The sequence below is a fragment of the Nocardiopsis metallicus genome (assembly GCF_014201115.1).
Taxonomy (GTDB): domain Bacteria; phylum Actinomycetota; class Actinomycetes; order Streptosporangiales; family Streptosporangiaceae; genus Nocardiopsis; species Nocardiopsis metallicus.
Genome location: NZ_JACHDO010000001.1, coordinates 6,440,283 through 6,466,233, shown reverse-complemented (window position 1 = coordinate 6,466,233; position 25,951 = coordinate 6,440,283). Strand labels below are relative to the sequence as shown.

At 69.1% G+C, this 25,951-nt stretch carries 23 protein-coding genes and 2 pseudogenes; 6 read left to right on the top strand and 19 right to left on the bottom strand.

Going from position 1 to position 25,951, the window contains the following annotated elements:
- Positions 1–5: 5 nt before the first annotated feature.
- The 8 genes from HNR07_RS28480 to HNR07_RS28445 all read right to left on the bottom strand — a co-directional run bounded on the left by HNR07_RS28480 (position 6) and on the right by HNR07_RS28445 (position 9,097).
- Positions 6–2,465 (bottom strand): NADH-quinone oxidoreductase subunit G, encoded by a 2,460-nt coding sequence (locus tag HNR07_RS28480; protein ID WP_184368456.1) that lies wholly within the window; start codon positions 2,463–2,465, stop codon positions 6–8.
- Positions 2,462–3,784: an NADH-quinone oxidoreductase subunit NuoF gene (nuoF, locus tag HNR07_RS28475; protein WP_184368453.1), complete on the bottom strand. Its 1,323-nt coding sequence runs from the start codon at positions 3,782–3,784 to the stop codon at positions 2,462–2,464. The genes HNR07_RS28480 and nuoF overlap by 4 nt, the downstream gene beginning before the upstream one ends.
- Positions 3,781–4,539, bottom strand: a complete 759-nt coding sequence (gene nuoE / locus HNR07_RS28470) for an NADH-quinone oxidoreductase subunit NuoE (protein ID WP_184368450.1) — start codon at positions 4,537–4,539, stop codon at positions 3,781–3,783. The genes nuoF and nuoE overlap by 4 nt, the downstream gene beginning before the upstream one ends.
- The gene (locus HNR07_RS28465; protein WP_184368447.1) at positions 4,536–5,831 is read right to left on the bottom strand and encodes an NADH-quinone oxidoreductase subunit D; all 1,296 of its coding nucleotides are present in this window, start codon (positions 5,829–5,831) and stop codon (positions 4,536–4,538) included. The genes nuoE and HNR07_RS28465 overlap by 4 nt, the downstream gene beginning before the upstream one ends.
- Positions 5,832–5,898: 67 nt before the next feature.
- Entirely contained in the window at positions 5,899–6,639 is a 741-nt protein-coding gene (locus HNR07_RS28460; RefSeq protein ID WP_184368444.1) for an NADH-quinone oxidoreductase subunit C, read from the bottom strand.
- A gap of 2 nt (positions 6,640–6,641) precedes the next feature.
- Positions 6,642–7,187 (bottom strand): NuoB/complex I 20 kDa subunit family protein, encoded by a 546-nt coding sequence (locus HNR07_RS28455; protein ID WP_017578748.1) that lies wholly within the window; start codon positions 7,185–7,187, stop codon positions 6,642–6,644.
- 64 nt (positions 7,188–7,251) lie between these two features.
- Entirely contained in the window at positions 7,252–7,611 is a 360-nt protein-coding gene (locus tag HNR07_RS28450) for an NADH-quinone oxidoreductase subunit A (protein WP_017578749.1), read from the bottom strand.
- 181 nt (positions 7,612–7,792) lie between these two features.
- Positions 7,793–9,097 (bottom strand): geranylgeranyl reductase family protein, encoded by a 1,305-nt coding sequence (locus HNR07_RS28445; protein WP_184368441.1) that lies wholly within the window; start codon positions 9,095–9,097, stop codon positions 7,793–7,795.
- Between the two features lie 394 nt (positions 9,098–9,491).
- On the opposite strand from HNR07_RS28445, the pseudogene HNR07_RS28440 reads away from it, so the two are divergent.
- Positions 9,492–9,710: pseudogene (locus HNR07_RS28440) on the top strand (helix-turn-helix domain-containing protein); the annotation flags it as partial.
- Positions 9,711–9,747: 37 nt separating this feature from the next.
- Here HNR07_RS28440 and HNR07_RS28435 read toward each other — a convergent pair.
- Entirely contained in the window at positions 9,748–11,001 is a 1,254-nt protein-coding gene (locus HNR07_RS28435; protein ID WP_246420327.1) for an IS256 family transposase, read from the bottom strand.
- Positions 11,002–11,119: 118 nt separating this feature from the next.
- On the opposite strand from HNR07_RS28435, the pseudogene HNR07_RS28430 reads away from it, so the two are divergent.
- Positions 11,120–12,175: pseudogene (locus tag HNR07_RS28430) on the top strand (IS30 family transposase); the annotation flags it as partial.
- 106 nt (positions 12,176–12,281) lie between these two features.
- On the opposite strand, the gene HNR07_RS28425 reads toward HNR07_RS28430, so the two are convergent.
- Positions 12,282–12,992 carry a demethylmenaquinone methyltransferase gene (locus HNR07_RS28425; RefSeq protein WP_184368436.1) on the bottom strand — a complete coding sequence of 237 codons (711 nt, stop codon included), beginning with the start codon at positions 12,990–12,992 and terminating at the stop codon, positions 12,282–12,284.
- A 142-nt stretch (positions 12,993–13,134) separates the two neighbouring features.
- On the opposite strand from HNR07_RS28425, the gene HNR07_RS28420 reads away from it, so the two are divergent.
- Complete coding sequence (locus HNR07_RS28420) at positions 13,135–14,403, top strand: NHL repeat-containing protein (protein WP_184368433.1); 1,269 nt, start codon at positions 13,135–13,137, stop codon at positions 14,401–14,403.
- Between the two features lie 61 nt (positions 14,404–14,464).
- Here the strand turns inward: HNR07_RS28420 and HNR07_RS28415 are convergent, their stop codons facing one another.
- Positions 14,465–14,863 (bottom strand): DUF4229 domain-containing protein, encoded by a 399-nt coding sequence (locus tag HNR07_RS28415; RefSeq protein ID WP_184368430.1) that lies wholly within the window; start codon positions 14,861–14,863, stop codon positions 14,465–14,467.
- Positions 14,864–15,285: 422 nt separating this feature from the next.
- Here HNR07_RS28415 and HNR07_RS28410 point away from each other — a divergent pair, with 422 nt between their 5' ends.
- Together HNR07_RS28410 and HNR07_RS28405 are read left to right on the top strand one after the other, a co-directional pair.
- Positions 15,286–15,486, top strand: a complete 201-nt coding sequence (locus HNR07_RS28410; RefSeq protein WP_150238267.1) for a BldC family transcriptional regulator — start codon at positions 15,286–15,288, stop codon at positions 15,484–15,486.
- Between the two features lie 114 nt (positions 15,487–15,600).
- Positions 15,601–15,957, top strand: a complete 357-nt coding sequence (locus HNR07_RS28405; protein ID WP_184368428.1) for a PLD nuclease N-terminal domain-containing protein — start codon at positions 15,601–15,603, stop codon at positions 15,955–15,957.
- Between the two features lie 146 nt (positions 15,958–16,103).
- On the opposite strand, the gene HNR07_RS28400 is transcribed toward HNR07_RS28405, so the two are convergent.
- Entirely contained in the window at positions 16,104–17,438 is a 1,335-nt protein-coding gene (locus HNR07_RS28400) for a pectate lyase family protein (protein WP_184368424.1), read from the bottom strand.
- Positions 17,439–17,673: 235 nt separating this feature from the next.
- Between HNR07_RS28400 and HNR07_RS28395 the strand changes: the two genes are divergently transcribed.
- Complete coding sequence (locus HNR07_RS28395) at positions 17,674–18,702, top strand: LacI family DNA-binding transcriptional regulator (protein ID WP_184368421.1); 1,029 nt, start codon at positions 17,674–17,676, stop codon at positions 18,700–18,702.
- 14 nt (positions 18,703–18,716) lie between these two features.
- On the opposite strand, the gene ccsB is transcribed toward HNR07_RS28395, so the two are convergent.
- The 7 genes from ccsB to HNR07_RS28360 all read right to left on the bottom strand — a co-directional run bounded on the left by ccsB (position 18,717) and on the right by HNR07_RS28360 (position 25,792).
- Positions 18,717–19,709 (bottom strand): c-type cytochrome biogenesis protein CcsB, encoded by a 993-nt coding sequence (gene ccsB, locus HNR07_RS28390; RefSeq protein ID WP_184368418.1) that lies wholly within the window; start codon positions 19,707–19,709, stop codon positions 18,717–18,719.
- Positions 19,706–21,367 (bottom strand): cytochrome c biogenesis protein ResB, encoded by a 1,662-nt coding sequence (resB, locus tag HNR07_RS28385; protein ID WP_376769957.1) that lies wholly within the window; start codon positions 21,365–21,367, stop codon positions 19,706–19,708. The genes ccsB and resB overlap by 4 nt, the downstream gene beginning before the upstream one ends.
- A gap of 1 nt (position 21,368) precedes the next feature.
- Positions 21,369–22,208 carry a cytochrome c biogenesis CcdA family protein gene (locus tag HNR07_RS28380; RefSeq protein WP_184368416.1) on the bottom strand — a complete coding sequence of 280 codons (840 nt, stop codon included), beginning with the start codon at positions 22,206–22,208 and terminating at the stop codon, positions 21,369–21,371.
- Positions 22,208–22,948: a TlpA family protein disulfide reductase gene (locus HNR07_RS28375; RefSeq protein WP_221318966.1), complete on the bottom strand. Its 741-nt coding sequence runs from the start codon at positions 22,946–22,948 to the stop codon at positions 22,208–22,210. The genes HNR07_RS28380 and HNR07_RS28375 overlap by 1 nt, the downstream gene beginning before the upstream one ends.
- Before the next feature lie 239 nt (positions 22,949–23,187).
- Entirely contained in the window at positions 23,188–23,391 is a 204-nt protein-coding gene (locus HNR07_RS28370; RefSeq protein ID WP_013155995.1) for a helix-turn-helix domain-containing protein, read from the bottom strand.
- 259 nt (positions 23,392–23,650) lie between these two features.
- A complete protein-coding gene (locus HNR07_RS28365) occupies positions 23,651–24,448 on the bottom strand; it encodes a phosphatase (protein WP_184368413.1) in 798 nt (265 codons plus the stop codon).
- Between the two features lie 183 nt (positions 24,449–24,631).
- Complete coding sequence (locus tag HNR07_RS28360; RefSeq protein WP_184372823.1) at positions 24,632–25,792, bottom strand: acetoin utilization protein AcuC; 1,161 nt, start codon at positions 25,790–25,792, stop codon at positions 24,632–24,634.
- Positions 25,793–25,951: the final 159 nt, after the last annotated feature.

Here is a 25,951-nt window from a genome sequence, read left to right as displayed (position 1 = left end):
GGGGGTCACTGCTGCCTCCCGTTGGTGGTGGGCGCGGCCAGGGCGACCGTCTGCCCGGCGGTGCCGCCCAGGTCACGGCGGATGTCGCAGCCGTGGGCGTTGGCCGGGAGCCAGACGACCCGGTCGGCGATGTCGGTGACGACCACGGGGACGGTCACCGAGCCCCGCTCCCCCGTGACGCGGAGCGAACCGCCGTCGGGGACCCCGACCTCGTCGGCCGTGGCCTTGGACAGGTAGGCGCGCGGCTGGCGGGCGGTACCGGCGAGGTAGGGCTCGCCGTCCTCCATCCGGCCGGTGCCGAGCAGCTGCCGCCAGGTGGACAGGAGCGCCTGCCCTGGGGCGGGTTCGGGCAGCGGGACTGGCCGGACCGAGGGTCCGGCGGGCCGCTCCCCCAGCCACATGCCCAGCTCCAGCAGCTCCCCGTAGGCGCTGGCGGAGTCGGGCAGGCCCAGGTGGACGTCCATCTCGTCGGCGATCGCGGCCAGCACCCGCAGGTCCGAGAGGGCCCCGGGCACCTTGAGCGCGTCGCCGAAGGGCCGGTGGCGGCCCTCCCAGTTGACGAACGTGCCGGACTTCTCGGCCACGGCGGCCACCGGGAACACCACGTCGGCGCGGTCGGTGACGTCACTGGCGCGCAGTTCGAGGCTGACGATGAACGGCACCTTCGCCAGGGCCGCGCGGGCGGCCTCGGGGTCGGGCAGGTCGTCCAGCTCGACCCCGGCGATGACCAGGGCGTCGAGTTCACCGGCGGCGGCCGCGGCGATGATCGCGTCGGTGTCGCGGCCGGGGGCCTCCGGCAGTGAGCCGACGTTCCAGGCGCGGGCCACCTCGGCGCGGGCCGAGGCGTCGGCGACCGGACGGCCTCCGGGCAGCAGGCCCGGCAGCGCCCCGGCGTCGATCGCTCCCCGCTCACCGGCGCGGCGCGGCACCCAGGCCAGCCGGGCCCCGGTGCGTTCGGCCAGGGCCACGGCGGCGGTGAGCGCCCCGGGGACGGCGGCGAGCCGCTCGCCGACCAGGATGACGGCGCCCTCCTGGCCGATGGCCTCGACCACCTCGGGGTGCTCGGAGTCCAGGGCGTTGAGAACGCGGCCCTCGTCGCCGGGAACCGTGCGGACCAGGGTGCCCTTGGCCTTGGTCAGGCCCAGGCTGGCGTGCGAGGCGACGGAGTAGACCTTCAGCCGCCGTTTGCGCGCCCCCTTGCGCAGACGCAGGAACACCAGGGGGGACTCGTCTTCGGGTTCGAACCCGGCCAGTAGGACGGCGGGGGCCTTCTCCAGTGCCGTGTAGTCCACGTCCACCGGGGTCCCGGCCACACGGGCGGCCAGGAAGTCGGCCTCCTCCTTCGAGTGCTCGCGGGCGCGGGCGTCCACGTCGTTGGTGGCCAGGGCCACGCGAGCGAACTTGGCGTAGGCGTAGGCGTCCTCGTAGGTGAGGCGCCCGCCGACCAGCACGCCCACGTTGCCGCGGGCGGCGGCCAGCCCCTGGGCGGCCGTGCTGATCGCCTCGGGCCAGGAGGCGAACACCAGGGCCCGGGAGTCCTCGTCGCGCACCAGCGGGCGGGAGAGGCGGTCGGACTGGGTGGCGTAGGTGAACGCCCACCGGCCCTTGTCGCAGTTCCACTCCTCGTTCACCTGCGGGTCGTCGCCGGCCAGGCGGCGGGTGACCTTGCCCCGGCGGTGGTCGGTGCGCTGGGCGCAGCCGCCCGCGCAGTGCTCGCACACGCTGGGCGTGGAGACCAGGTCGAAGGGGCGCGAACGGAAGCGGTAGGCCGATCCGGTGAGCGCGCCGACCGGGCAGATCTGCACGGTGTTGCCGGAGAAGTAGGAGTTGAACGCCTCCCCCTCCGCGATACCGACCTGCTCGTTGGCGCCGCGCTCCATCAGCTCGATCAGCGGGTCACCGGCGATCTGCGCCGCGAAGCGGGTGCAGCGGGCGCACTGGATGCAGCGTTCGCGGTCCAGCAGCACCCCGGTGGAGAGCGCGATCGGCTTGGGGAAGGTCCGCTTGACGTCGATGAACTCGGACTCCCCCTGCCCGGTGGACATGGCCTGGTTCTGCAGGGGGCACTCGCCGCCCTTGTCGCAGACCGGGCAGTCCAGCGGGTGGTTGATCAGGAGGAACTCCATGATCCCGCGCTGGGCCCTCTCCGCCACCTCGGAGGTGAGGTGGGTGTTGACCACCATCCCCTCCATGACGGTGATGGTGCAGGAGGCCTGCGGCTTGGGCATCCCGCGCCCGTTGCCCATGTCGGGGATCTCCACCAGGCACTGGCGGCAGGCCCCGACCGGGTCGAGCAGCGGGTGGTCGCAGAACCGGGGGATCTGGATGCCGAGCAGCTCGGCGGCCCGGATCAGCAGGGTGCCCTTGGGGACCCGGATCTGGAAGCCGTCGATGGTGACGGTGATCAGGTCCTCGGGGGGCGGGGCGGGCGAGGACCCGCCCGAGGTGTTGGAGGTGACGGTCACTGGTTCCCTCCCTCTTCCGTGGTCGGCCGGTCCGCCCAGACGGTGGACCTGGAGTGGTCGAAGGGGCAGCCGCCCTTCTCGAAGTGGTCGACGTACTCCTGGCGGAAATACTTGATCGACGACATGACGGGGCTGGTGGCACCGTCGCCCAGCGCGCAGAACGAGCGGCCGAGCAGGTTGTCGCAGATCTGGAGGAGCTTGTCGATGTCGGCCTCGGTGCCCTCGCCGCGCTCCAGCCGGTCCAGGACCTGGACCATCCAGAAGTTGCCCTCGCGGCAGGGCGTGCACTTGCCGCAGGACTCGTGCGCGTAGAAGGCGATCCAGCGGCCGACTGCGCGGACCACGCAGGTGGTCTCGTCGAAGATCTGGAGCGCGCGGGTGCCGAGCATGGACCCGGCGGCGCCCACCGACTCGAAGTCGAGCGGGGTGTCCAGGTGCTCGTCGGTGAAGATCGGCGTGGACGAGCCGCCCGGCGTCCAGAACTTGAGCCGGTGCCCCTCGCGGATCCCGCCCGCCATGTCCAGGAGCTCGCGCAGGGTGATCCCGAGCGGCGCCTCGTACTGGCCGGGGTTGGTGACGTGCCCGGACAGCGAGAAGAAGCCGAAACCGGCGGACTTCTCGGTGCCCATGGACGTGAACCACTCGGCGCCGTTGGCGACGATCCCGGGGACGCTGGCGATGGACTCGACGTTGTTCACCACGGTGGGTGAGGCGTAGAGCCCGGCCACGGCGGGGAACGGCGGCTTGAGGCGGGGCTGGCCGCGGTAGCCCTCCAGGGAGTCCAGGAGGGCGGTCTCCTCACCGCAGATGTAGGCGCCCGCCCCGGCATGCACGACCACGTCGAGGTCGAAGCCGCTGCCGAGGATGTCCTTGCCGAGCAGCCCGGCCGCGTAGGCGTCGGCGACCGCCTGGCGCAGGCGGCGGATGACGTGGACGACCTCGCCGCGCACGTAGATGAAGGCCTGGTTGGACTTGATCGCGTAGGAGGCGATCGCCACCCCCTCCACCAGCACGTGCGGGTTGGCGAGCATGAGCGGGATGTCCTTGCAGGTGCCCGGCTCGGACTCGTCGGCGTTGACGACGAGGTAGCGCGGGTTGGGGTTGTCCTTGGGCAGGAACCCCCACTTCATCCCGGTGGGGAAGCCCGCGCCGCCGCGGCCGCGCAGGCCGGACTGCTTGACCAGGTCCACGATGGAGTCGGGGTCCATGGCCAGGGACTTGCGCAGCGCCTCGTAGCCGCCGGTGGCCCGGTAGCCGTCGATGGTGAAGGAGTCGGGGCGGTCCCAGTTCTGGGACAGGATCGGGGTCAGGGCGGTCACTTCGCGCCCTCCTTACCCTGGTCGTCGGCTTCGGGAGCGGGAAGGTTGTTCGGGTCCGGAGCGGACCAGCCGTTGCGCTCGGCGATCCGGAGCCCGGCCAGCGAGGGACCGGCGGCCTGGACGCCCTCACCCGCCCGACCGTCGTCGAACCCGGCCAGCACACGCGAGGCCTGCTTCCAGGTGCACAGGCTGGCGGGGCCGCGCGTGGGCGCGACGTCCTTGCCCAGCCGCAGGTCGTCCACCAGCTGTTTGGCGGTGGCCGGGGTCTGGTTGTCGAAGAACTCCCAGTTGACCATCACGACCGGTGCGAAGTCGCAGGCCGCGTTGCACTCGACGTGCTCCAGCGTGACCTTGCCGTCCCCGGTGGTCTCCGCGTTGGCAACGTCCAGGTGCTCCTTGAGGGCGGAGAAGATCTCGTCCCCGCCCATCACCGCGCACAGGGTGTTGGTGCACACGCCCACCTGGTAGTCGCCGCCCGGTTCGCGGCGGTACATGGTGTAGAACGTGGCCACCGCCTTGACCTCGGCGAGGGTGATGTCCAGCTGGTCGGCGCAGAACTGCATGCCCTCCGCGCTGACGTGACCCTCCTCGGACTGCACCAGGTGCAGCAGCGGGAGCAGCGACGAGCGCGGCTTCGGGTAGCGGCTGATGATCTCCTTGGCGTCCTGTGCCAGACGCGCGACGACCTCGTCGGTGAAGACCCCGGGGGTCTCCGCCGTGCCTTCTTCTCGGTTGTTCTCGTTGTGTTCGCTCACCGGTCCACGCCTCCCATCACCGGGTCGATACTGGCCACGGCCGCGATGACGTCCGCCACCGTGCCGCCCTCGCACATGGCGGCGACGGCCTGCAGGTGCGTGAACGAGGGGTCGCGGAAGTGCACGCGGTAGGGGCGGGTGCCCCCGTCGCTGACGGCGTAGCAGCCGAGCTCGCCCTTGGCGCTCTCCACCGCCGCGTAGGCCTGGCCCGCGGGGACCCGGAAGCCCTCGGTGACCAGCTTGAAGTGGTGGATGAGCGCCTCCATCGAGCCGCTCATGATGTGCGCGATGTGGTCCGGGGAGTTGCCCAGGCCGTCCGGGCCCAGCGCCAGCTTGGCGGGCCAGCCGATCTTGGCGTCCTTGATCATCACCGGGCCGGGCTCCAGCTTGTCCAGGCACTGCTCGATGATCTTGAGGCTCTCGTCCATCTCGGCGATGCGCACCCGGTAGCGGGCGTACACGTCACCGCCGTCGGAGACCGGCACGTCGAACTCGTAGTTCTCGTAGCCGCAGTACGGCTTGGCCTTGCGCAGGTCCCAGGCCAGGCCCGAGGCGCGCACCAGCGGGCCGGTGATGCCCAGCGCCATGCAGCCGGGCAGGTTGAGGTAGGCGACGTCCTTGGTCCGGGCGAGGTAGAGCGGGTTCTCGTCCAGGAGCTTGCGCATGGTCTGGATGCGCTTGGGCATCTCCTTGAGCAGCTCCCGGACCTTGCCCACCGCGCCGGGCGGCAGGTCCTGCGCCACCCCGCCGGGCCGGACGTAGGCGTGGTTCATCCGCAGGCCCGTGACGAGCTCGAAGATGTCCAGGATCATCTCGCGCTCACGGAAGCCGTTGGTCATCACCGTGGTCGCGCCCAGCTCCATGCCGAACGTCGCCATGGCGACGAAGTGCGAGGCCATCCGGTTGAGCTCCATGAGCAGTACCCGGATGACGCTGGCGCGCTCGGGCACCCGGTCGGTGATGCCGAGCAGCTTCTCGACCGCCAGGCAGTACGCCGTCTCGTTGAAGAGCGGCGTGAGGTAGTCCATGCGGGTCACGAACGTGGTGCCCTGCGTCCACGTCCGGTACTCCATGTTCTTCTCGATACCGGTGTGCAGGTAGCCGATGACCACGCGGGCCTCGGTACAGGTCTCGCCGTCCAGCGTGAGGACCAGGCGGAGCACGCCGTGCGTGGACGGGTGCTGCGGTCCCATGTTGACGACGAGGCGCTCGGCGCTGGTGCCCTGGGCCTTCTCGATAACGTCGTCCCAGTCCCCACCGGAGGCGTCGATGTAGTCCTCGGTGACGGTCATGCCGTGCCTCCCTTCTGGAGTGGCCTTCGTGTGGCCGGTGTGGTGGCCGTGCGGATCACTGGGCGGGTCACTTGTAGGACCGCCGCTCGTCCGGCGGGGGCACCGTGGCGCCCCGGTACTCGACCGGGATGCCGCCCAGCGGGTAGTCCTTGCGCTGGGGGTGGCCGTGCCAGTCGTCGGGCATCTGGATACGGGTCAGCGAGGGGTGGCCGTCGAAGATCAGCCCGAAGAAGTCCCAGGCCTCGCGTTCGTGCCAGTCGTTGGTCGGGTAGACCGACACGATCGACGGGACGTGCGGGTCGGCGTCGGGGCAGGTCGTGCAGACGCGGATCTCGCTGTTGTGGGTGATCGACCGGAAGTGGTAGACCGCGTGCAGCTCGCGCCCGACGTCGTCGAGGTAGTGCACCCCGACCACGCCCGTGCACAGCTCGTAGCGCAGGGCCGGGTCGTCGCGCAGGACGCGGGCCAGCTCCAGCAGTGCCTCGCGACGCACGTGGAAGGTGATCTCGCCGTGGGCGATCTCCACCCGCTCGACCTCGCCCTCCTTGCCGATCGCCGTGAGGGCCGCCTCCAGGTCGTCGGCGACCCGGTCGAAGTCCGCGGTGCGCGGGTCGTCGGGATCGGTGAAGGGGCGCCGGCTGTGGACGGGAGCGCTCCCCCGTACCTGGAGGCCACCGAAACCGGAGGTGTCTCCCGATGTGCCGGCGCCGAACATGCCGGTGCGCTTGACCGGTGCAGCCAAGCGCTCGCGGCCGAGCTGGTCGGGAAGGTTCTCCGCCGCCTCGTCGCGCTCGTTCTCGTTGCTCATGATCAGTCCTTGGTCACCAGGGGCAGCGAACGGCGGAGCATGCGCTCCTCGGTCTCGGTGATCTCCTGCTCCCGGTGGGCGCCGAGCTTGGTGTTCTGCACCTTGTCGTGGAGCTTGAGCACGGCGTCCAGGAACATCTCCGGCCGCGGCGGACAGCCGGGCAGGTAGATGTCGACCGGCACGATGTGGTCGACGCCCTGGACGATCGCGTAGTTGTTGAACATGCCGCCGCTGGAGGCGCACACGCCCATCGCGATGACCCACTTGGGCTCGGGCATCTGGTCGTAGATCTGGCGCAGGACGGGGGCCATCTTCTGGCTCACGCGTCCGGCGACCACCATCAGGTCGGCCTGGCGCGGGGTGGCGCCGAACTTCTCCATACCGAACCGGGCGAGGTCGTAGTGGGGGCCGCCGACGGACATCATCTCGATGGCGCAGCAGGCCAGGCCGAACGTGGCGGGCCACATCGAACTCTTGCGGGCGAGCCCGACGACCTGTTCGACCGTGGTGAGCGCGACTCCGGCCGGCAGTTTCTCTTCGATTCCCATCAGCTGCGAACCTCCTCCGGGCTGGGCGGCTGGGTATGGCGTGTCTGTGTTCGGGGGGTGGCGGTCAGTCCCATTCGAGGCCTCCGCGGCGCCACTCGTAGGCGTAGGCGATGGAGACGTTCACCAGGAAGAGGATGATCGCGATGACGCCGAACCAGCCCAGGGCGTCGAAGTGCACCGCCCACGGGATGAGGAAGATGATCTCGATGTCGAAGATGATGAACATCATCGCCGTCATGTAGTACTTGACGGTGAAGCGTCCGCCGCCCGCGGGCTGCGGGGTGGGTTCGATACCGCACTCGTAGGCCTGCATCTTGGCCCGGTTGTACCGCTTGGGGCCCATGACCGCACCGGCGACCATCGACAACACGACGAACGCGGCGCCGATCCCACCGAGCACGAATATCGGTGTGTACAGCTCCACGGCTCACCCTCCTCCGCTGAATGGCTGGTCGGGGTGCGCGACCGGCAGTCTTGTGAACGTTTTCACGTGGCTTCTCTCGGCTCTTCCCGAAATTCCTTGTGGTGCGGCCGGACCGCCGTCGGCGAAATGCCCCGGCACGAATACCGGGGGACGCCGACGGTCCGGCCGCATGAGTTCTCCGCTATGCGGCGGGTGCCATCTTGGAGAGGCCGTTGATGACCCGGTCCATGGCGTCGCCCTTGCTCGGCTCGGTGAGGTTGGCGAGCATCTTCAGCACGAACTTCATGAGCGTGCGCTGGCGCAGTCCGTACTTGGTCGCGTACTTCATGAACTCGGGCTGGCCGATGACCTTCACGAAGTAGCGGCCGAGCGTGTAGTAGCCGCCGTAGGTGTCCGCGAGGACGTCCGGGTAGCGCAGCAGCGCCCGTTCACGGGTCTGCTGGGTGGTGCGGCCGTGCGCCTGCACGATCACGTCGGCGGCGATCTGCCCGGCCTCCATGGCGTAGGCGATGCCCTCGCCGTTGAAGGGGTTGACCATGCCGCCCGCGTCGCCGACCAGCAGCAGGCCGCGCGCGTAGTGCGGGACCCGGTTGAAGCCCATCGGCAGCGCCGCGCCGAGGATCTTGCCCTTCTGGTTCGCCTCGGTGAAGCCCCACTCCTCGGGCATCGACTCGGTCCACCGGCGCAGCAGCTTGCGGTAGTCCGTGTCCTGGAAGGAGGCGGTGGAGTTGAGGATGCCCAGGCCGACGTTGCTGGTGCCGTCGCCGACGCCGAAGACCCAGCCGTAGCCGGGCAGGAGGACGTCCTTGTCGCCGCTCTTGTCCCACAGCTCCAGCCAGGACTCCAGGTAGTCGTCCTCGTGGCGGGGGCTCTCGAAGTAGGTGCGCACGGCCACGCCCATGGGGCGGTCGTCGCGCTTGCGGATGCCCATGGCCACGGAGAGCCGGGAGGAGTTGCCGTCGGCGGCCACGACCAGCGGCGCCCGGTAGGTCACGGGTTCGCGGTCGGCGTTCTTGGCCTGGACGCCGACGATGCGGTTGCTGCGCTCGTCCATGAGGGGGCCGGTGACGTTGGTCCGCTCCAGGAGCTTGGCCCCGGCGGACACGGCCCGGTTGACCAGGATCTGGTCGAAGTCGAAGCGGGTGCGGACGAGCCCGAACCCGGGGTAGGCCGCGAGGTCGGGCCAGGGAAGTTCGAGGCGCACGCCCGCGCCGACGATGCGCAGGCCGTGGTTCTTGATCCACCCCTCGTCCTCGAAGGTGACCCCCATGGCGGTGAGCTGTTTCACCGCCCTCGGGGTGAGTCCGTCGCCGCAGACCTTCTCCCTGGGGAAGGAGGTCTTCTCCAGGAGCAGGACGTCGAGTCCGGCCTGGGCAAGGTAGTAGGCGGTGGTGGAGCCAGAAGGGCCAGCGCCGACGACGATGACGTCGGCGTCGTACTCGATCCGTTCCCGGCCTCTGGGAGAGGAGGTGGCTGTCTCGCTCACGGATGTGTCCTCGACTACTCGCGCGGTACGCCGTGGCGGGTCAGTGCGGGATCGACCCGCTCACGGGGGTGTTATGGGGCGGTTAGGGACTTCCGACATATCCGACATGGGTCTTGTGGTATATGCCTCGCGCGCTTGTGAAGCACTTCACAAGCCTCTTTTCCGCAGTCTAGACCCTCCCGAGCCGCGAGGCGACCCCCGGGGTACCTTCTTCGGCAAATCGGATATAGAACCCATAAGCCTCCAGACACCCCCCAAAGCCGTCACTCGGCACCAAAAGCCCAGCTGGCGGCACCCCTGGGGAACAAGTGACTCACGAGTAACAAGAAAAGCCCCGAGGAACAGATCTTGAGTTCTAGTGGTCGTTGCAACACCCCATCTCTGAAGGGGTGCGATGGACGACTTCGAGTTCAAGGCCCGCAAGATCCGATCACCACAGGGACGCAAGAAGCTCCAAAACGAGCGTGCGGCGTATCTTGCTCTGGTGACCAAGGGATACAGCACCAGCGAGGCGTGTCGAATCGTCGGAATCAACCGCAAGACCGGTTACCGGTGGCGGTTCGGCGTCACCAAGACCAGGACCGGGCGCAAGGCCAACCAGCCTCCGGCCCGGATGGTGTCCCATCAGGTGGTGTAACTTCACAACCGCACTAACCCCCGGGCAGTGACCCGGGGCCGATCTCGTTCGGGCCCTGCTGTCTGCCCGAGCCGCGCGCGTCCTGGCCCAGCAACTCGACCATGGACGCCTCGGACAAATAACGACGATCGCTCACCTGCCACTCGTCATGCAGCTCGGCCAGCACCGCCCCGGCCAACCGCCCCAACGCCTTCGGATTCGGAAAGACCTGCACCACGTCCGCCCGGCGCTTGACCTCCCGGTTCAACCGCTCCAGCGGGTTGGTCGACCAGATCTTCTTCCAATGCCCGCTCGGGAAGTCCGCGAACGCCGTGATGTCCACCGCCGCCCCGGTCAGCATCTGCTCCACCTGCGGGAACTGCCGCCCAAGCATGGTGGCGACCGTGCCCAGATGGGTGCGCACCGCCTCGGCGTTGGTCTGAGCGAAGATCGTGCGGATCGTGGCCGCAACCATCTCCCCCGACCCCCTGGGCACCTTGGCCAGCACATCACGCACGAAATGCACCCGACAGCGCTGCCAGGCCGCCCCGAGGAAGACCGCCTCCACCGCGGCGACCAGGCCGGCGTGGGAGTCCGAGACCACCAACTGCACCCCGCCCAGGCCGCGTGAGCGCAAGCCGCGCAAGAACTCGGTCCAAAACGCGCGGGTCTCGCTGTCACCCACGGCGAAGCCCAACACTTCCCTTCGTCCCTGGGCGGTGACTCCGGTGGCGATCACGACCGCTTGGGAGGCGATCCGGTGCTGGATACGGGCCTTGCAGTAGGTCGCGTCCAAAAACACGTAGGGGAAGGCGGTGTGGTCCAGGGGCCGCTGCGCGAAGGCCTCGACCTCCTCGTCCAGCTCGGCGCAGATCCGCGAGACCTCGGATTTGGAGATACCTGAGTCGGCTCCCAAAGCTTTGACCAGGTCATCCACCGATCGGGTGGAGACCCCGTGCACGTAGGCCTGCACGATGACGGCGAACAGGGCCCGGTCGATACGGCGGCGGCGTTCCAACAGGGAGGGGAAGAACGATCCGGAGCGGAGTTTGGGGATCTTCAGCTCCACGTCCCCGGCCGTGGTGGCCAGGGGACGGTCGCGGTGACCGTTGCGCCTGTTGGTGCGCTCGGGCGTGCGCTGGTGGGGGTGGGCACCGATGGTGGCGGTGGCCTCGGCCTCGATCAGTTCCTGGAGCATGCGCTCCAGCACCAGACGGACCATGTCGACATTCTCGGCGGCTTGTAGTGACTCCAGGAGCTGTTGTAGGTCATGCTGGGACAGAGCCATCGTGCGTCCTTGGGTGAGGAACTTCAGACCTTCTCTCACTTAGACGGTCACACGATGGCTCGCCTGGTTTCTATAGCCGTGCAGGTCAGATCCCTGAACCCGGAGTTACACCACTCCAAGGGACATGACCCCGGCCCGGCCTGGTCCCCTCCCCTCCACCTCCGAGCGAGGCCGCTACCTATCCCAGAACGAGCGGCTCCACATCGCTGACCTGCACCGCGAGGGCAAGACCGTGCGAGCGATCGCCACTGAACTGGGCCGCAACCCCTCCACCATCAGCCGGGAGATCCGCCGCAACCGCTCCTACTACGCCGCATCCAGGGTCCACGCCTACCGGCCCTACGCCGCCCAGGCCCGTGCCGAGGCCCGCCGGCCTCGACCCAAGCCCTCCGCGTTCGCCCTGCACCCCGAGCTGCGCACCCGGGTCCAGGAGCTGCTCGACACAAGATGGAGCCCGGAGCAGATCAGCCGTAGGCTCAAACGGGACTTCCCCGATCGGCCGGAGCTGCACGTGTGTCACGAGACGATCTACCGAGCGCTCTATGTCCAAGGCCGCGGCCAGTTGCGTCGCGAGCTGGCCGGAGCGCTGCGCACCGGCCGAGCCGTGCGCAAGCCTCGCCGCCGTGCTCAGCAACGCCAGCCGCGCTTCACCGCGCCCATGGTGATGATCAGCGAGCGCCCGCCCGAGGCCGCTGACCGGGCCATTCCTGGCCACTGGGAGGGCGATCTGATCATCGGTGCTGACGGTGCTTCGGCGATCGGCACCCTGGTCGAGCGCTCGACCCGCTATACGCTGCTGGTCCACCTGGAACAGGGCCGTCGTTCCGACTATGTGCGTGATGCCCTGGCCCAGACCATGGCGACGCTGCCTGCCCATCTGCGCAGGTCGCTGACTTGGGATCAGGGCGCGGAGATGGGACGCCACCACGAGTTCACCCTGGCCACCGATATCCCCGTCTACTTCTGCGATCCGGCCAGCCCTTGGCAGCGCGGCTCCAACGAGAACACGAACGGCCTGCTCAGGCAGTACTTTCCCAAGAGCACGGACCTAGCGGTCCACTCCCGGGAACACCTGGAGGCGGTGGCCGTCGAGCTCAACGGTCGCCCACGCAAGACGCTCGACTGGGATACCCCAGCCGAGCGTCTGGCTAAGCTCCTTACGGCGAGCAACTGACTTCACGTGTTGCGACGACTGTTGGAATTCGCCGATCGTTCCTCGGGGCTTGAGTGCTTTTTAGCTTAAAGTGAAGGTTTTTGCCTTATGGGCGCTATGTCTGATTTTACTTTTCGCGGAAGCCGCGGTGGAGGGCCACCGTGCCCAGCGTCAGGTTGCGCCACGCGACCCGCGACCACCCGGCGCCCTGGAGGTACCTGGACAGCTCGGCCTGGTCCGGCCAGGCCATGATCGACTCCGACAGGTAGTCATAGGCCTCGCTGCGCCCGGAGAAGGCCCCGGCGATCTTCGGCAGCGCCGCCATCAGGTACGTGGAGTAGAGCTTGTCCACGAACTCCACCGGGATGTGGCTGAACTCGCAGATGACCAGTCGGCCGCCGACCCTGGTCACCCGCAGCAGCTCCCGCAGTGCCTGGTCCACGTCGGCGACGTTGCGCAGACCGAAGGAGATGGTGACGGCGTCGAAGGTCTCGTCCGCGAAGGGCAGCGAGAGCGCGTCCCCGGCCACGAAGGTCACCCCGCCGCGCGAGGCGCCGCCCCGGCGCCGCGCGCCGTTCTGGAGCATGCCCAGCGAGAAGTCGCAGGCGATCACCCGCGCGCCCTTCCTGATGAAGGACTCCGAGGATGTGCCGGTGCCCGCGGCGAGGTCCAGCACCAGTTCACCGCTGTGCGCGTCGACCGCGTCGACCACGGCACGTCGCCAGACGCGGTCCTGGCCGAGCGAGATGACGTCGTTGACGAGGTCGTAGTTCTCTGCGATGCCATCGAACATCGCGGCGACGTCCTGGGGCTTCTTGTCGAGCTTCGCGCGGGTCATGGCAACAGCCTAAGGGGGGCCGGACATCGGTGCGGACCGGGCTCGACCAGGGGACATCTCATTACTCGGAGTAATTGAACAACAACCGCATGCAATAATGGAGCTTCCGAAACCATCCCGCCGCGTGCCCGAGGAGAGACCCGTGAAACCGGCCCGATCGCTCGTCGCCCTGACGATGAGCTCTCTGCTCCTGCTTCCGTTGGGGGTCGCGACCGCGGCACCGGCTTTCGCGGCCCCGCACCAGGGTGTGGTCAGCGAGCAGCCCGTGCAGTGGACGCCCCACGTCCTGGACGGGGCGATCAAGGACATCCTCCGTATCGGCGACACCGTCGTGGTGGCCGGGGAGTTCAACCGCGTGTCCGACGCCGCCGGGAACCGCACCCACAACCGGCGCAACCTGTTCGCCTTCCGGCACGGCAGCGGGGAGCTGCTGTCGAACTTCACCCCCCGGGTGGACGGCACCGTCACCTCGTTGGCGGAGGGTCCCGACGGTTCGGTGATCCTCGGCGGCCACTTCCGCCAGATCAACGGGAAGATCAGCCGGGGCGTGGCCCGGATCGACGCCGCCACCGGGCAGAACGTGCCCGGGTTCGACGCGGCCGTGAACAACGGGAACGTGTACCGGCTCGCCAGTGACGGCAGCGACGTCTACCTCGGCGGGAACTTCTCCGGGGTGAACGGCCAGAGCCGTGCCGGACTGGCCCGGATCGACGCCGCCACCGGGCAGCTGGACCCGGACTTCACCCCGACCATCTCCGAGCAGCGCCGGGGCAGCCTGCGGGTGCAGGAGCTCGCGCTGAGCCCGGACGGGAGCCGGTTGGTCATCAACGGCACCTTCACCAAGGTCGACGGCGAGGACCGCTACCAGATCGCCATGATCGACACCGCGGCCGGAGCGCTCACGCCCTGGTCGACCTCGGCCTACGAGGCGCCCTGCGACTACTCGGCGATGCACACGTACATGCGGCAGATGGACTTCTCTCCCGACGGCTCCTACTTCGCCGTGGTGACCGCGGGCGGCCCGCAGATGAAGCCCGGCCTGTGCAAGTCCACCGCCCGCTTCGAGAACGACGACGCCGCGGACTCCGCACCCACCTGGTCCAACCTGACCGGCGGGGACTCGCTGTACTCGGTCGAGGTCACCTCGTCCGCCGTCTACGTCGGCGGCCACCAGCGCTGGATGGACAACGAGCAGGGCGCCCACCACCCCGGGCCGGGATCGGTCGCCCGCGAGGGCATCGCCGCGGTCGACCCGCAGAGCGGCCGGGCCCTGCCCTGGAACCCGGGCCGGGCGCGCGGCCACGGGGTGGAGGCCATGCACGCGACCTCCGACGGCCTCTACGTCGGCAGCGACACCGAGCGCCTGGCCGACGCCTACCACGCGCGGCTGGGCATGTTCCCGACCTCCTGAGGCCCGCGAGACCCCGACGGGGTGGTGTCCGCCGTGGGTGGGGCCACCCCGTTCGCCATTCCTACTTCTTGGTGCCCTCGGCCCTGGGGGCTTCCGTGCCGGCCCTCTCGGCGGACTCCGCGGGCTCCTCGGCCTTCTCGCCGTTCTTCTCCGCCCCGGCGGCGGCCTCGGCCTCCTGGGCGCGCAGGAGCTCGTCCTGGATCTCGTCCTCACGGGCGGCGCCGCCGACCAGTCGGCTGCCCACCGCCTTGTCCTGCTTCTCGCGCTTGTTCGACCAGTCGACCACCGACGCCGACATCTGGTCGCGCCACTTGGAAAGGAGAACGTAGGAGGCGAGTCCGCTGATCACCCACGCGAGAATCAACGCGATCCACGACCGCGCGCCGAACAGGTAGACCACTCCGAAGGCGCCCGCGAAGAGCGCCACCCGGGCGGCGGTATAGGTCAGCCAGCTACGCATCAAAAAGCCTCACAACAGACGTTTACCTGCACTAGATTGGGCAGCGCGCCCATCCACGCACGTTCACGCACGTGGGCGGCCGAGTCGTGCGACAGCGACCGAAGCGGCCGAAGGGGTGGCGGCCCGCATCAGGCAGCCCTACCTCCAGGTTAAGGGCGTGTCCGCGCGGGCGCGCACCAGGGCGGGGTGTGCCCCGTCGCAGACCAGACAGGGCACGATCGGCATCGGATTCAGATAGTCATGGGATGTTTCCAATCCCGACAGCAGGGCCTGAACATCACGTTCCGATCACATATCCCCCACTCATCCCCCGAACACCGCAATTTCTCCGAAAACTAGGGAGGAAACGGACCAACTCGTGCACACTAGGGGATCAAACGCCCGCCGCCCCCTCAGTCCAGGCGGGCACGATTAGGGGGAATGTGAAGGTGGAACGAGCAAGCGAACGCCTGTTGACCCCCGGGGAAGTGGCCTCACTCTTCCGGGTTGATCCCAAGACCGTCACGCGCTGGGCCGCCTCCGGGCGGATCAGCAGCATTCGGACCCCCGGCGGGCACCGCCGTTTCCGGGAGTCCGAGGTACGCGCCCTCCTGCTCGGGGAACCGAGCGAGAGCGCCACCTGACACACGTTCAGCACGCCCTCCACGGCCCCGGACCCGAAGATCCGCGCGGTCTCCCCTAGCCCTGGGCCGGCGTCCCCGGCCGTGAGGAGTCGACAGCAAGAGTAGGCTGTAACCATGGTGTGGCTCAGTGGCCTGATCGGACTGGTATCGATCGTTCTATGGGTGTACGCGTTCTTCGACGCGCTTACCACCCCTGCCCAGGAGGCCCGGAACCTCCCGAAGGTGCTGTGGCTCGTCGTCATCGCGCTGTTCATGCCCGTGGGGTCGATCCTGTGGCTCTTCCTCGGCCGCCCTCGCAAGCCCGCCTCCGTCCTGGGCAACGCGTCCTCCCCGGCTCAGGCCGCCGCGTCCATCGACGACCTTGACCCGTCAGACTTCGCCAAGCCCTCCGACAGCCCGCACCCGCTCGGCCCGGACGACGATCCCGATTTCCTCCGGAACCTCAACCGCCGGATCGACCCGGAGGACTGACCCGCGAGCCGGGGCCGCGCCGCGGTCCGCGGTGGTCGACAGCAGACAGACATGACGGTGGGGCCGTACCCGGGGACACAGGGGTACGGCCCCACCGCTGTTTCCGGCCGCTCCGCCGGAATCCCGCACCGGCGTGCGGTGCCCGCCTACAGGCGCCCGGTGCCCACCTCCCGCGGCAGGCCGCGCACCGCGTGCACCGGCTCCGCCTCGGCGGTGAACTGTGGCACCCAGGTGAGCTCGGTGCCCAGCGTCCGGTCCGGGAACAGCGCGTTGTGCTCGGCGACCAGGTCCACCGGGTTCAACCGGCCCTTGCCCTCGCTCAGCAGCACGTTGCCCCGCTCCACGATGTCCGTGCCGCCCCAGTTGTACAGCAGCTCACCGGCGCCGATCCCGTCGTGCAGGTCGAAGATGTTGTTCTCCGCGTACAGGTGCGACTCCACGCCGACGCCCAGGCTGTAGCCGAAGTGGTCCGGGTCGCGGACCGTGTAGTAGTTGTTGTGCACGTGCACCTGGCCGTAGCGCACCCGGGGCGCCCGCTCCCCCAGCCCGTCGAAGTGGTTGTGCCGCCAGGTCACCCGCAGGTAGCCCCGGTCGGTGGTCCGGCCGTCGCTGTTGCCGAGCAGCATGGCCTTGTCGCGCCCGTCGAAGTGGTTCCGGGAGACCGTGACCAGGTCGGTCTCCCGCACGATGTCCAGCAGGCCGTCGTGCACCTCGTACTTGCGGCCGAAGTGCTCGGGCAGCTCCGTCCCGGGGTTGTCCCCGTCATTGAAGGTGTTGTGGTCCACCCACACGTTGGTCGCGCCGGAGACCTCCACCTGGTCGTACTCGGAGTTCCAGTTACCGCTGTCGCCGTCGCCGGGGTCCCAGCCGGGGAAGCAGTCGTGGGTGTCGGAGAAGGTCAGGTTGCGCAGGATGACGTTGTCGACGTCGTAGACCCGCAGGTTCACACCGGTCAGGACTGCGTCGTCGCCCAGGCCCAGGATCGTGGTGTTGGATCCGACCTCCACCCTGATCTGCGCTTCCTGCACGGCGGCCGAGGCGAGCCGGGCGTCCTCCAACGGGCCCTCCACGTCCTCCCAGCCCCACTCCTCGGGGTCGTAGGTCTCCAGGTACTCCTCCAGCGTGTACCCGTCCACGGCGTAGTCCGCGCAGGTCAGTGGAGTCCCGTCGGCGCTGGTGTTGGCGTCGATGGTGCCCTGGACGTAGACGATTCTGGGCGTGTCGTCGTCCTTGCCGCCGACCGCCGCGCGGAAGTCCTCGAAGGTGGAGACCACGTAGACGTCCTCCGGGGCGGCCTCGGAACCGCCCGTGGTTCCGTATCCGGCCGAGCCCCAGCCGTCGCCCTCGGGCAGGGTCTGGCGGCCGATACCGCGGGGGTCGGGATCGGGTTCGGCGGCGGCTGGTGTGAAGGAGGTGGCGGCCAACAGGACCGACCCGGCCAGGGCCAGCGCCAGGGTCGGGCGCGGGGTGGACCTACGCATGGGGGTTGCTCCTCGGGGGATCGGGGGGAAACACGGGGATCCAACGACAAACGTTTGCAAGAATCTCTCTGATCCACCGGGGAGCGTCAACCCTCCTCGGCGAAGTTCCGCTCGGAAAACCCTGGAAAAGCGGGCCTTCGATAGGACAGGATGACAAAAGCGGCAAGCTCGGAACGGATTCCGTGCAGCAAACGGTTGCTGCAACAGCACCGCATCAGCGAAACGGGGTACACGGGTGGCCGTCACCATCAGGGACGTGGCACGGGTGAGCGGGGTCCACGTCTCCACGGTCTCGCGGGCCTTCACCGCGGCCCACCTGGTCAACCCCGAGACCCGCGCCCGGGTCCTGGCCGCGGCGGAGGAGCTCGGCTACCGGCCCAACCGGGCCGCCCGGGCCCTGTCCACCCGGCGGACCGGCAACCTCGGTCTGATCGTGGCCGACATCGCCAATCCCTTCTTCCCCCCGCTGCTCAAGGCCGCCCAGGCCCAGGCCCGCGCCCGCGACTACCACGTGTTCATCGCCGACACCGACGAACAGTCTCGCGTGGAGGAGGAGTTGGTCCGCTCGATGGCCAAGCAGGTGGACGGCGCCGTCCTGGTCGCACCCCGGCTGACCAACACCGCCATCACCGCCCTCGCCGAGGAACTCCCGCTGGTCGTGGTCAACCGCCGACCGCCGGGCGTACCCGGGGTGCTGATGGACGTCGGTTCGGGCGCCCGCAAAGCCATGGAGCACCTGCTCGCCCTCGGACACCGCGAGATCGCCCTGCTCAGCGGCCCCGGCCGGGCCTGGACCAGCGGGGAGATCGAGCGCGCCGCCAACCGCGTCGCCGACGACCACGGGGTGCTGATCCAGCGGATCGGCCCCAACCCGCCCACCGAGGAGGGCGGCCGCGCCGCCGCCGAGGAGGTCGCGGCCAGCGGCGCCACCGCCGTCCTGGCCCACAACGACCTCGTCGCCTTCGGCCTGATCCGCCGGTCGGCCGAGCTCGGGCTGAGCGTCCCGGGCGACCTCAGCGTGGTCGGCGTGGACGACAGCCACCTGGCCCGGTACACCGCCCCCGCCCTGACCACGGTGCACATGCCGGTGGCCGAGGCCGGACGCGGCGCGGTCGACCTCCTCCTCCAGTCAGTGACCTCAGGCGGCTCCGCGGGCACGGTCTCCCTGGAGACCGCCCTGGTCGTCCGCGACTCGACCGCGCCACCCCCGGGAAATACGTCGGCCGCACCGCCCCCTGTGACAGGGGACGACGCGGCCGGGTGAGTTGGAGTGCGGGGTTAGGCGTAGGAGTGCAGGCCGCTGAACATGTAGTTCACGGCGAAGAAGTTGAACATGACGGTCAGGAAGCCGATCACGTTGATCCACGTCGCCTTGGGGCCGCGCCAGCCGCCGGTGGCGCGGGCGTGCAGGTAGGCCGCGTAGATGACCCAGGAGATGAAGGACCAGACCTCCTTGGGGTCCCAGCCCCAGTAGCGACCCCAGGCCTCGTCGGCCCAGATGGAACCGGCGATGACGCCGAAGGTCCACAGCGGGAAGGCGAAGAGGATGAAGCGGTGCGAGATGCGGTCGAGCAGCTCGGAGCTGGGCAGGCGCCCGGCGATACCGGCGCCCTTCTCGCCCAGGGCCTTCTTCGCCTCGGCCCGGTGCGCCACGAGGTAGGTGATGCCCGCGACGCCGGAGACCATGAACGCGCCGCCCGCGATGATCAACGCGGTCACGTGGATGGGCACCCAGTAAGACTGCAGGGCCGGGATCAGCGGGCCCGGGTCGACGTACAGCCAGCGCACGCCGATGCCCAGCAGGATCAGCGTCGGAACCAGGACGAAGGCGCCGAGGAAACGGGCCTGGTAGCGCCAGGAGGCGTAGAGCAGACCGCCGACGGCCACCAGGCACATCGCCACGATGAACTCGAACATGTTGCCCCAGGGCCAGCGGCCCGCGGCGAGTCCTCGGGTGATGATCTGCGCGACGCCGAACAGGAAGCCGAGCGCGGTCACGCCCAGGGCGATCTTGCCGAGCACGCTCTGGGAGGCCTGGGCCTCGCCCTCGGTGGTGCGGACGTTGACCTCGATGTCGTCGTCCGCGCCCTCGGCGGCCCCCGCGCCCACGGGCATGAGGCGGCCGGCCTTGAGCTTGGTGCGTCGTCCGTAGGCGGCCTCGATGGCGAAGAGGAACAATGCGGCCGCATACGTCACGATCATCGCGATGATCAGCGTGTCACTGGCCGACGCCATGGCCTCGTCCACCGGTCCGGCGAGTGTGTACGTCACCGGTCACTCCCTTTTGTCGTCGACTCTGACGGGTCGGATGGTGTGTGGGGGTTGTCGTCCGACTCGTTCCGGAGCCGTCCGGCTAGCTGCTTGGTGATCTCGTGGAACTCGGTGTTGTCCCCGGCCGCCTCGGTCTTGCCGAGTCCGGCCAGTTCCACGCGGGTGCGTCCGTCCTCGCCCTCGGTGGCGCGTACCCACACCCGGCGGGGGCGCACGAACAGGGTGAGGAGCAGACCGGCGACGGCCGCGGTGGCCGCGCCCAGGGCTGGTAGACGGGCGGCGTCCCGATTGCTCTGCAAGGAGACGAAGTCCTTGACCCCGGTGAAGGTGATCGACCCCGAACCGTCCGGCAGCTCCCAGGTCTCACCCACCGCGAGCACCGGGGACTCCCCGATGTGCTCCATGCCGGCGGTCTGCAGCTGGTAGACCGACTGCGGCTCGACCATGCCCAGGTCACCCTTGTAGGCCTCCACGGTCACCATCGGGTTCTGCACTCCGGGAAAGGCCGAGACCAACTCGCCCTCAGGGTCCTCCATGGCGGTGGGCAGGAAGACCCCGACGAAACCGAGCTCCTCGCCGCCGGTGTCCGGAACCTTGACCACACCGTCGGAGATATAGGTCATGGTCTCGCGGTGCAGGAACGGGACCGCCTGGTCGAAGACGAGGTCGCCCTCGGCGTTGCGGACCTGGAACTCCGGAGCGTAGCCGTGGCCCAGCAGATAGACCTGGACACCGTTCACACTCAGCGGGTGGTTGACCTCCAGCGTGTGCTGCTGCTCGGGGGCATCCGCCCCTGCCCGGTAGCGGATGTCGGCCACGAACGACTCCGCCTGCCCCCGCAGTGAACCCTCCTCGATGAAGGTGGGTTCGAACTCCTCGAGATACATCGTGAAGGGCGCGAACTCGTCGGTATCGGTCCAGTGCCCGGGGTAGATGGCGTCGTAGGACGGCAGGGTGTTGGCGAAGCCGTCGCCCTCGACGATGAGCATGTTGCCGCGGTAGCCGAAGAAGGATCCGGCGGCTAGGGCGAGCAGCAGGGCCAGGAGCGCGAAGTGGAACAGCACGTTCCCTACCTCGCGCAGGTAGCCGGTCTCGGCGGAGACCGAGTCGCCGTACTTCTCGACCCGGTACCCCTTGAGGACCTTGCGGGCCTGCTCCAGAGCGGTCTCGGGTGCGGCGTCGGTGCTGAACCGGGCCACGTAGGGCATCCGGCCCAGGTTGCGCGGGGTGGTCACGGGACGTGCCCGGACCGCCTTGGCGTGCACCAGGGCACGCGGGATCACGCACCCGGCCAGGGAGACGAAGAGCAGCAGGTAAATCGCGGCGTACCAGGGCGATGAGAAGACGTCGAAGAGGTAGAAGCGGTCCAGCCAGGGCGCCAGTTCCGGGTTCTCTCGGAAGTAGGTGGCCACCTCGTCGACGCTGACCACGTTCTGCGGCAGGATCGAGCCGGGAATGGCACCGACCGCCAGCAGGAACAGCAGGATCAGGGCGGTGCGCATCGAGGTGAGGGTGCGCCAGATCCAGCGCCCCCAGCCCGCGAGGCCCAGGCCCTTGGGGCCCTTGGCGGCCCCGGAGTGCTGCGCGGCGGAGGGCTGTGCAGCGGAGGACTGGCCCTCGGTCGTGTTGTCCGGGTTCCCGGACGTGCTCGTGGTCAAGTCAGATCACCGTCGTGAAGTTGGCGGCCCAGCCCTGCATGGCGATGGTCATCTGCGTCCACAGGCCGGTGACCATGGTCAGGCCGACCAGGACGAGCATGACGCCGCCGATCACCGTGACGGTCCGGGTGTGGCGCTTGAGCCACCCGAACGCGTTCAGCGACCGCCGGTACAGCAGCGAGGCGACGATGAACGGCAGGCCCAGCCCGACGCAGTAGATGAGGGACAGGAGCATACCCCGGCCCGCGCCGCCCTCGATGAAGGCGAGCGTCTGAACCGCGGCCAGGGTCGGTCCGATGCACGGGGTCCAGCCCAGGCCGAACAGCACACCGAGCAGGGGCGCCCCGGCCAGTCCGGCACGGGGTAGCCGGTGGAAGCGGAACTCGCGGCCGAACCCCGGCATGAGGCCCATGAAGGCCAGACCGAGGACGATCGTGAGCGCACCGAGCACCCGGGTGATGGGGTCGGTGTAGTCCATGAGGACGTCGCCGAGCCAGCCGATGAACCCGCCCACCGCGATGAACACGAGGCTGAACCCGGCGATGAACAGGATGCTGCCGGTGACCATCGTCCAGCGGCGCTGGGCGAGTTCGGCGTCGATGTCGGCGACCGTGCTGGTGGCCGCGCCGGTGGACGCACCGCCTTCTCCGCCTTGGCTCTTGGCCGCCTCGGCCTGACACTCACGCACGTGGGAGCCGCTCATGCCGGAGACGTAGGACAGGTAGCCGGGCACCAGGGGGAGCACGCACGGGGAGAGGAAGGAGACCAGGCCGGCGGCCAGGGCCAGGGGCGCGGCGAGCAGGAGGGAACCGGTCAGGACGGTGGCGCCGATAGGATCCATCAGTCGTCGTCCCCGTCCGCGTAGGCGTCACCGGAATCGCCCGAGTCGTCAGCGTCGGCGTCATCCGAATCCTCGGCGTCCTCGCCGTAGCCCTCCTTCTCGGAGACTCGGGGGCGCTCCTCGGGGTCACCGAAGTCGAACTCCACTACCAGCGGGTCGAGGAGGCCGGTGAGCTGCCCGTAGGTGGTGGGGCCGATGACCCGGGCGGCGATGTTGCCGTCCGGGTCGATGACCAGGGTGCTGGGGATCGCGCGCGGCGGCACCGTGCCCCGGAAGGCCTGCGGGATCTCGCCGGGCTGGTCGTACAGGCTCGGGTAGAGCACGCCCTTGCTGTTCGTGTAGGCGATCGCGGCGGTCTCGTTGTCCTTGATGTTCACGCCGAGGAAGTCCACACCGAAGTCGCCGTACTCGGCGTGCACCTCGTCCAGGACGGGCTGCTCGGCCCGGCAGGGTCCGCACCAGCTGGCCCACACGTTGAGCACGAGGATCTCGCCCTCGTAGTCACTCAGGGAGAGCTCGTCACCGTCGAAGGTGGTCCCGGTGGTCGCCGGGGCGGCGTCGCGCTCCCCCGCCTCGAAGACGGTGGCGCTGCCGTCGCCGGAGATGAACCGGTCCTCTTCGCCGCCGGTCTGGATCTCGGTGCCCCCGGCGCAGGCCGACAGGGCGAGGACGGCGGCCAGTGCGGCCGACAGGCGCGGCACGGCACGGCGGCGTCGCGTACCTGTGCTGGTACAGGGCATCAAGGGGACCTCGCGAACCGGGTGTGAACAGGGCGGACTACAACAACGACAAAGTGTAGTAGATGCCCTGGAGCCCCCTCCGTCGACCCGGCACAAGAGCATGAGGTCCCGTTCACGGGGTGACGCTTGGCGAGGTGAGGGTTTCCCGGTGGGGGCGATGCTGGGGAATCATCGCCCCCCGGGTTGTCAGCGGACCGGGCACATGGCGTGTCGCCTCGCACCCTGGTCCGGCCTGGCCGTCAACCAGCCTCGACGAAAGCCTCGCGGAGGTAGTCGTGCACGGCACGTTCGGGGACCCGGTAGGAACGCCCCACACGAATCGCGGGGAGAACTCCCGAGTGCACCATTCGGTAAACGGTCATCTTGGACACACGCATGATCGTGGCGACCTCCGCCACGGTCAGGAACCTGACCTCTTCGAGAGGCGGCTTGCTCCCGTTCATCTTCCGACGCCCTCATTCCCGGACGTGAGCATTTGTCTACCCTTCAGCCCTGGCGTGCCGGGCGGTGGTCGAGCGACCCCGGAAAACCTGCACTCGTCCCACCGACACGCCAGCGTGTCATGCTGTCACTGCTGACACGTCCGTTTTCAGAGTAGAGCCGAGTTCCCTTCTGCGGAAGGTCGTTTGTGCCGTCTTCGGGGCTGTGCGTTGACTACGGGTCAGATGAGGTTTAACGGTGGGTATAAATGGTCGGCCCTGCTCAAAGAAGGCCCGCTCTGGCCAGAACGTAATCGCGCAGCGGGGCGTAGTCCTCCGGCAGATAACCATCGTCCAAAGGCACCGTGACCAGTAGTTTCCCCTCGTGTTCGGCGAGGAACAGCGCGGGGTCGTTGCAGTCGGCGAAGCCCACCGTGGGAACCCCCGCCTCCCCCGCCGCACCCGCGTATCCGTGGTCGGCGATGACCAACTGCGGCCATGGCTCGCCCCGCCCGGAGAGCTCGCCGAGAATCGCCCGCATGGCGAAGGGGTGGTGGCTGTGCCGGGGAAGGTGCCCGTCCGTCACCAGGGCGACGTCGCCCTTCCACACCACGATCCGGCGGTTGGGGGGCCGTTCCGTGGTCACCTCGTAGGAGTAGCCGCCGGCCGCGGTGACGACCGTGCAGCCGCGTCGGACCAGGGCGTCCTTCCAGGCTTGGTAGGTCTCCCGGAGGTTGCGGGGGTGGCCGGTGGCGAACATGACGCTCTCCCGGCGATCGGCCGCCAGCGCCAGCCGGTCGGCGAGGGCCTCCAGGGCGTCGATGGTCCGGTCGGGGTCGATCGTGTCGATCCCCCAGACGTACTCCTCGTCGCCCACCACACCGCAGCGCTTGTTCATCAGGGCGAGGACCTCGGAGACGGTCCAGTCGTGGGAGAAGGTCAGCCCGAACTGGTGGTACGGGTCCTTCTGCACGAGCCTCCGGTAGTGACGCAGGTTGTTCTGCCGTGGGGTGTCCACGTGCCCCGCGATCCCCGTGCGAACCAGATAGGTGATGAGTTCAGCGCGTGTCGGCGGCGTCACCTGCGTTCCCCTTCCTCGTCTGCGCGGCGAGCATGCGAAACGCCGCGCGACCACCACGACGTAGGCTCCTGTTCGCCCGGTATTCACCCCCTTCCTACCCGCTGAACGCGCGCCACGCGGCAATCGAGGAGATTTCACCAGGGTGTGATCAGAGCGGCGTGATGCGGAGAAGGAAGGGCCGGGCTAGAGGGTGGGGTCGATCCCGTGGCTGGGAAAGACGGCGGTTCGGGTGGCGTGGATGGCCCTGTCGACCGGGTCGCCGGGGTCGTAGCCCTGCTCGAACGGGGTGAAGGAGACCCCGCGGCCGTCGGTCATGTAGAGCGGGGCCAGCTCGCCGGTGCGCTGACGCACGAAGTCGCGCCACCCCTGCGGGGTCTCGCGGTCCGGGTCGATGGGCGCGCCCGCGGCCTCGGCCAGCAGGTGGGTCCAGGCCCGGGGCACCACGTGGACGAGGCCGTAGCCGCCGCCCCCGAACAGCAGCCAGCGCCCGCCCGCGGTCTTGCGCGCCAGCTTGTGCAGCTCCTCGTAGGCCCGGCGCTGGCCGTCCACGCTGAGCGTGAGGTTGGCCAGGGGATCGAGGGCGTGGGTGTCGCAGCCCTGCTGGGTCACCAGGATCTCGGGCTGGAACTCGTGCAGCAGCGGCGGGACGACCGCGTCGAAGGCGCGGTGCCAGCCGGTGTCGCCGGTCCCGGCCGGCAGGGCGACGTTGACCGCGTACCCCTCCGCCTTCGGGCCGCCGACCTCCGAGGCGTGCCCGGTACCGGGGAACAGGGTCACCGGTGACTCGTGGAGGCTGATGGTCAGCACCCGGGGGTCGTCGTAGAAGGCGTTCTGGACGCCGTCGCCGTGGTGGACGTCGATGTCGACGTAGGCGACGCGCTTGGCGCCCTGTTCCAGGAGCCAGGCGATGGCCAGCGCCGGGTCGTTGTAGACGCAGAAGCCCCACGCGTTGCCGTGCATGGCGTGGTGGAGGCCGCCCGCGATGTTGGCGGCGTGCGCGCTCTGCCCGGTCCACACGGCCTTCGCGGCGGCCACCGAGGCGCCGGAGATCAGGGCAGAGGCCTCGTGCATGTCGCGGAACACGGGGTTGTCCAGGGTCCCGAGCATGTGGGCGTCGTCGGGCTCCAGGGTCCGCCCGGCCCGTTTGACCGCCTTGATGTAGGCGGGGTCGTGCACCAGGGAGAGGAGTTCGTCGGAGGCGGGCTCCACATCCAGGAGGCCGGCCCCCGGCCCGTCGAAGACGCCGAGTTCACGGCTGAGCGCCATGGTCAGCTCGACCCGGATCGGCGCCATCGGGTGCTGCGGCCCGAAGTCGTAGGCGGTGAGTCCGTCGTCCCATGCCACCCGAAGCGAGCAGGACGTGCGCCCTCCCATGTGGTGACCCCCGTTTCAGGTGTGCGTGCTCCGAAGCACACAGTACGCAAAGCCGGACCCCGGACAGAACTCCGGGGGTGGGTCCCGCCCCCGCGGGCAAGAGAGCGGGCCCCGGCGCAGAGGGTTCCT

Coding starts and splice junctions, on each gene's coding strand:
- HNR07_RS28460 (WP_184368444.1), bottom strand. CDS start 6,639: ATGAGCAACGAGAACGAGCGCGACGAGGCGGCGGAGAACCTTCCCGAC.
- HNR07_RS28415 (WP_184368430.1), bottom strand. CDS start 14,863: ATGCGTAGCTGGCTGACCTATACCGCCGCCCGGGTGGCGCTCTTCGCG.
- HNR07_RS28455 (WP_017578748.1), bottom strand. CDS start 7,187: ATGGGAATCGAAGAGAAACTGCCGGCCGGAGTCGCGCTCACCACGGTC.
- HNR07_RS28435 (WP_246420327.1), bottom strand. CDS start 11,001: ATGGCTCTGTCCCAGCATGACCTACAACAGCTCCTGGAGTCACTACAA.
- HNR07_RS28425 (WP_184368436.1), bottom strand. CDS start 12,992: ATGACCCGCGCGAAGCTCGACAAGAAGCCCCAGGACGTCGCCGCGATG.
- HNR07_RS28370 (WP_013155995.1), bottom strand. CDS start 23,391: ATGAACGGGAGCAAGCCGCCTCTCGAAGAGGTCAGGTTCCTGACCGTG.
- HNR07_RS28465 (WP_184368447.1), bottom strand. CDS start 5,831: ATGACCGTCACCGAGGACTACATCGACGCCTCCGGTGGGGACTGGGAC.
- HNR07_RS28400 (WP_184368424.1), bottom strand. CDS start 17,438: ATGCGTAGGTCCACCCCGCGCCCGACCCTGGCGCTGGCCCTGGCCGGG.
- HNR07_RS28380 (WP_184368416.1), bottom strand. CDS start 22,208: ATGGATCCTATCGGCGCCACCGTCCTGACCGGTTCCCTCCTGCTCGCC.
- HNR07_RS28405 (WP_184368428.1), top strand. CDS start 15,601: ATGGTGTGGCTCAGTGGCCTGATCGGACTGGTATCGATCGTTCTATGG.
- HNR07_RS28375 (WP_221318966.1), bottom strand. CDS start 22,948: ATGCCCTGTACCAGCACAGGTACGCGACGCCGCCGTGCCGTGCCGCGC.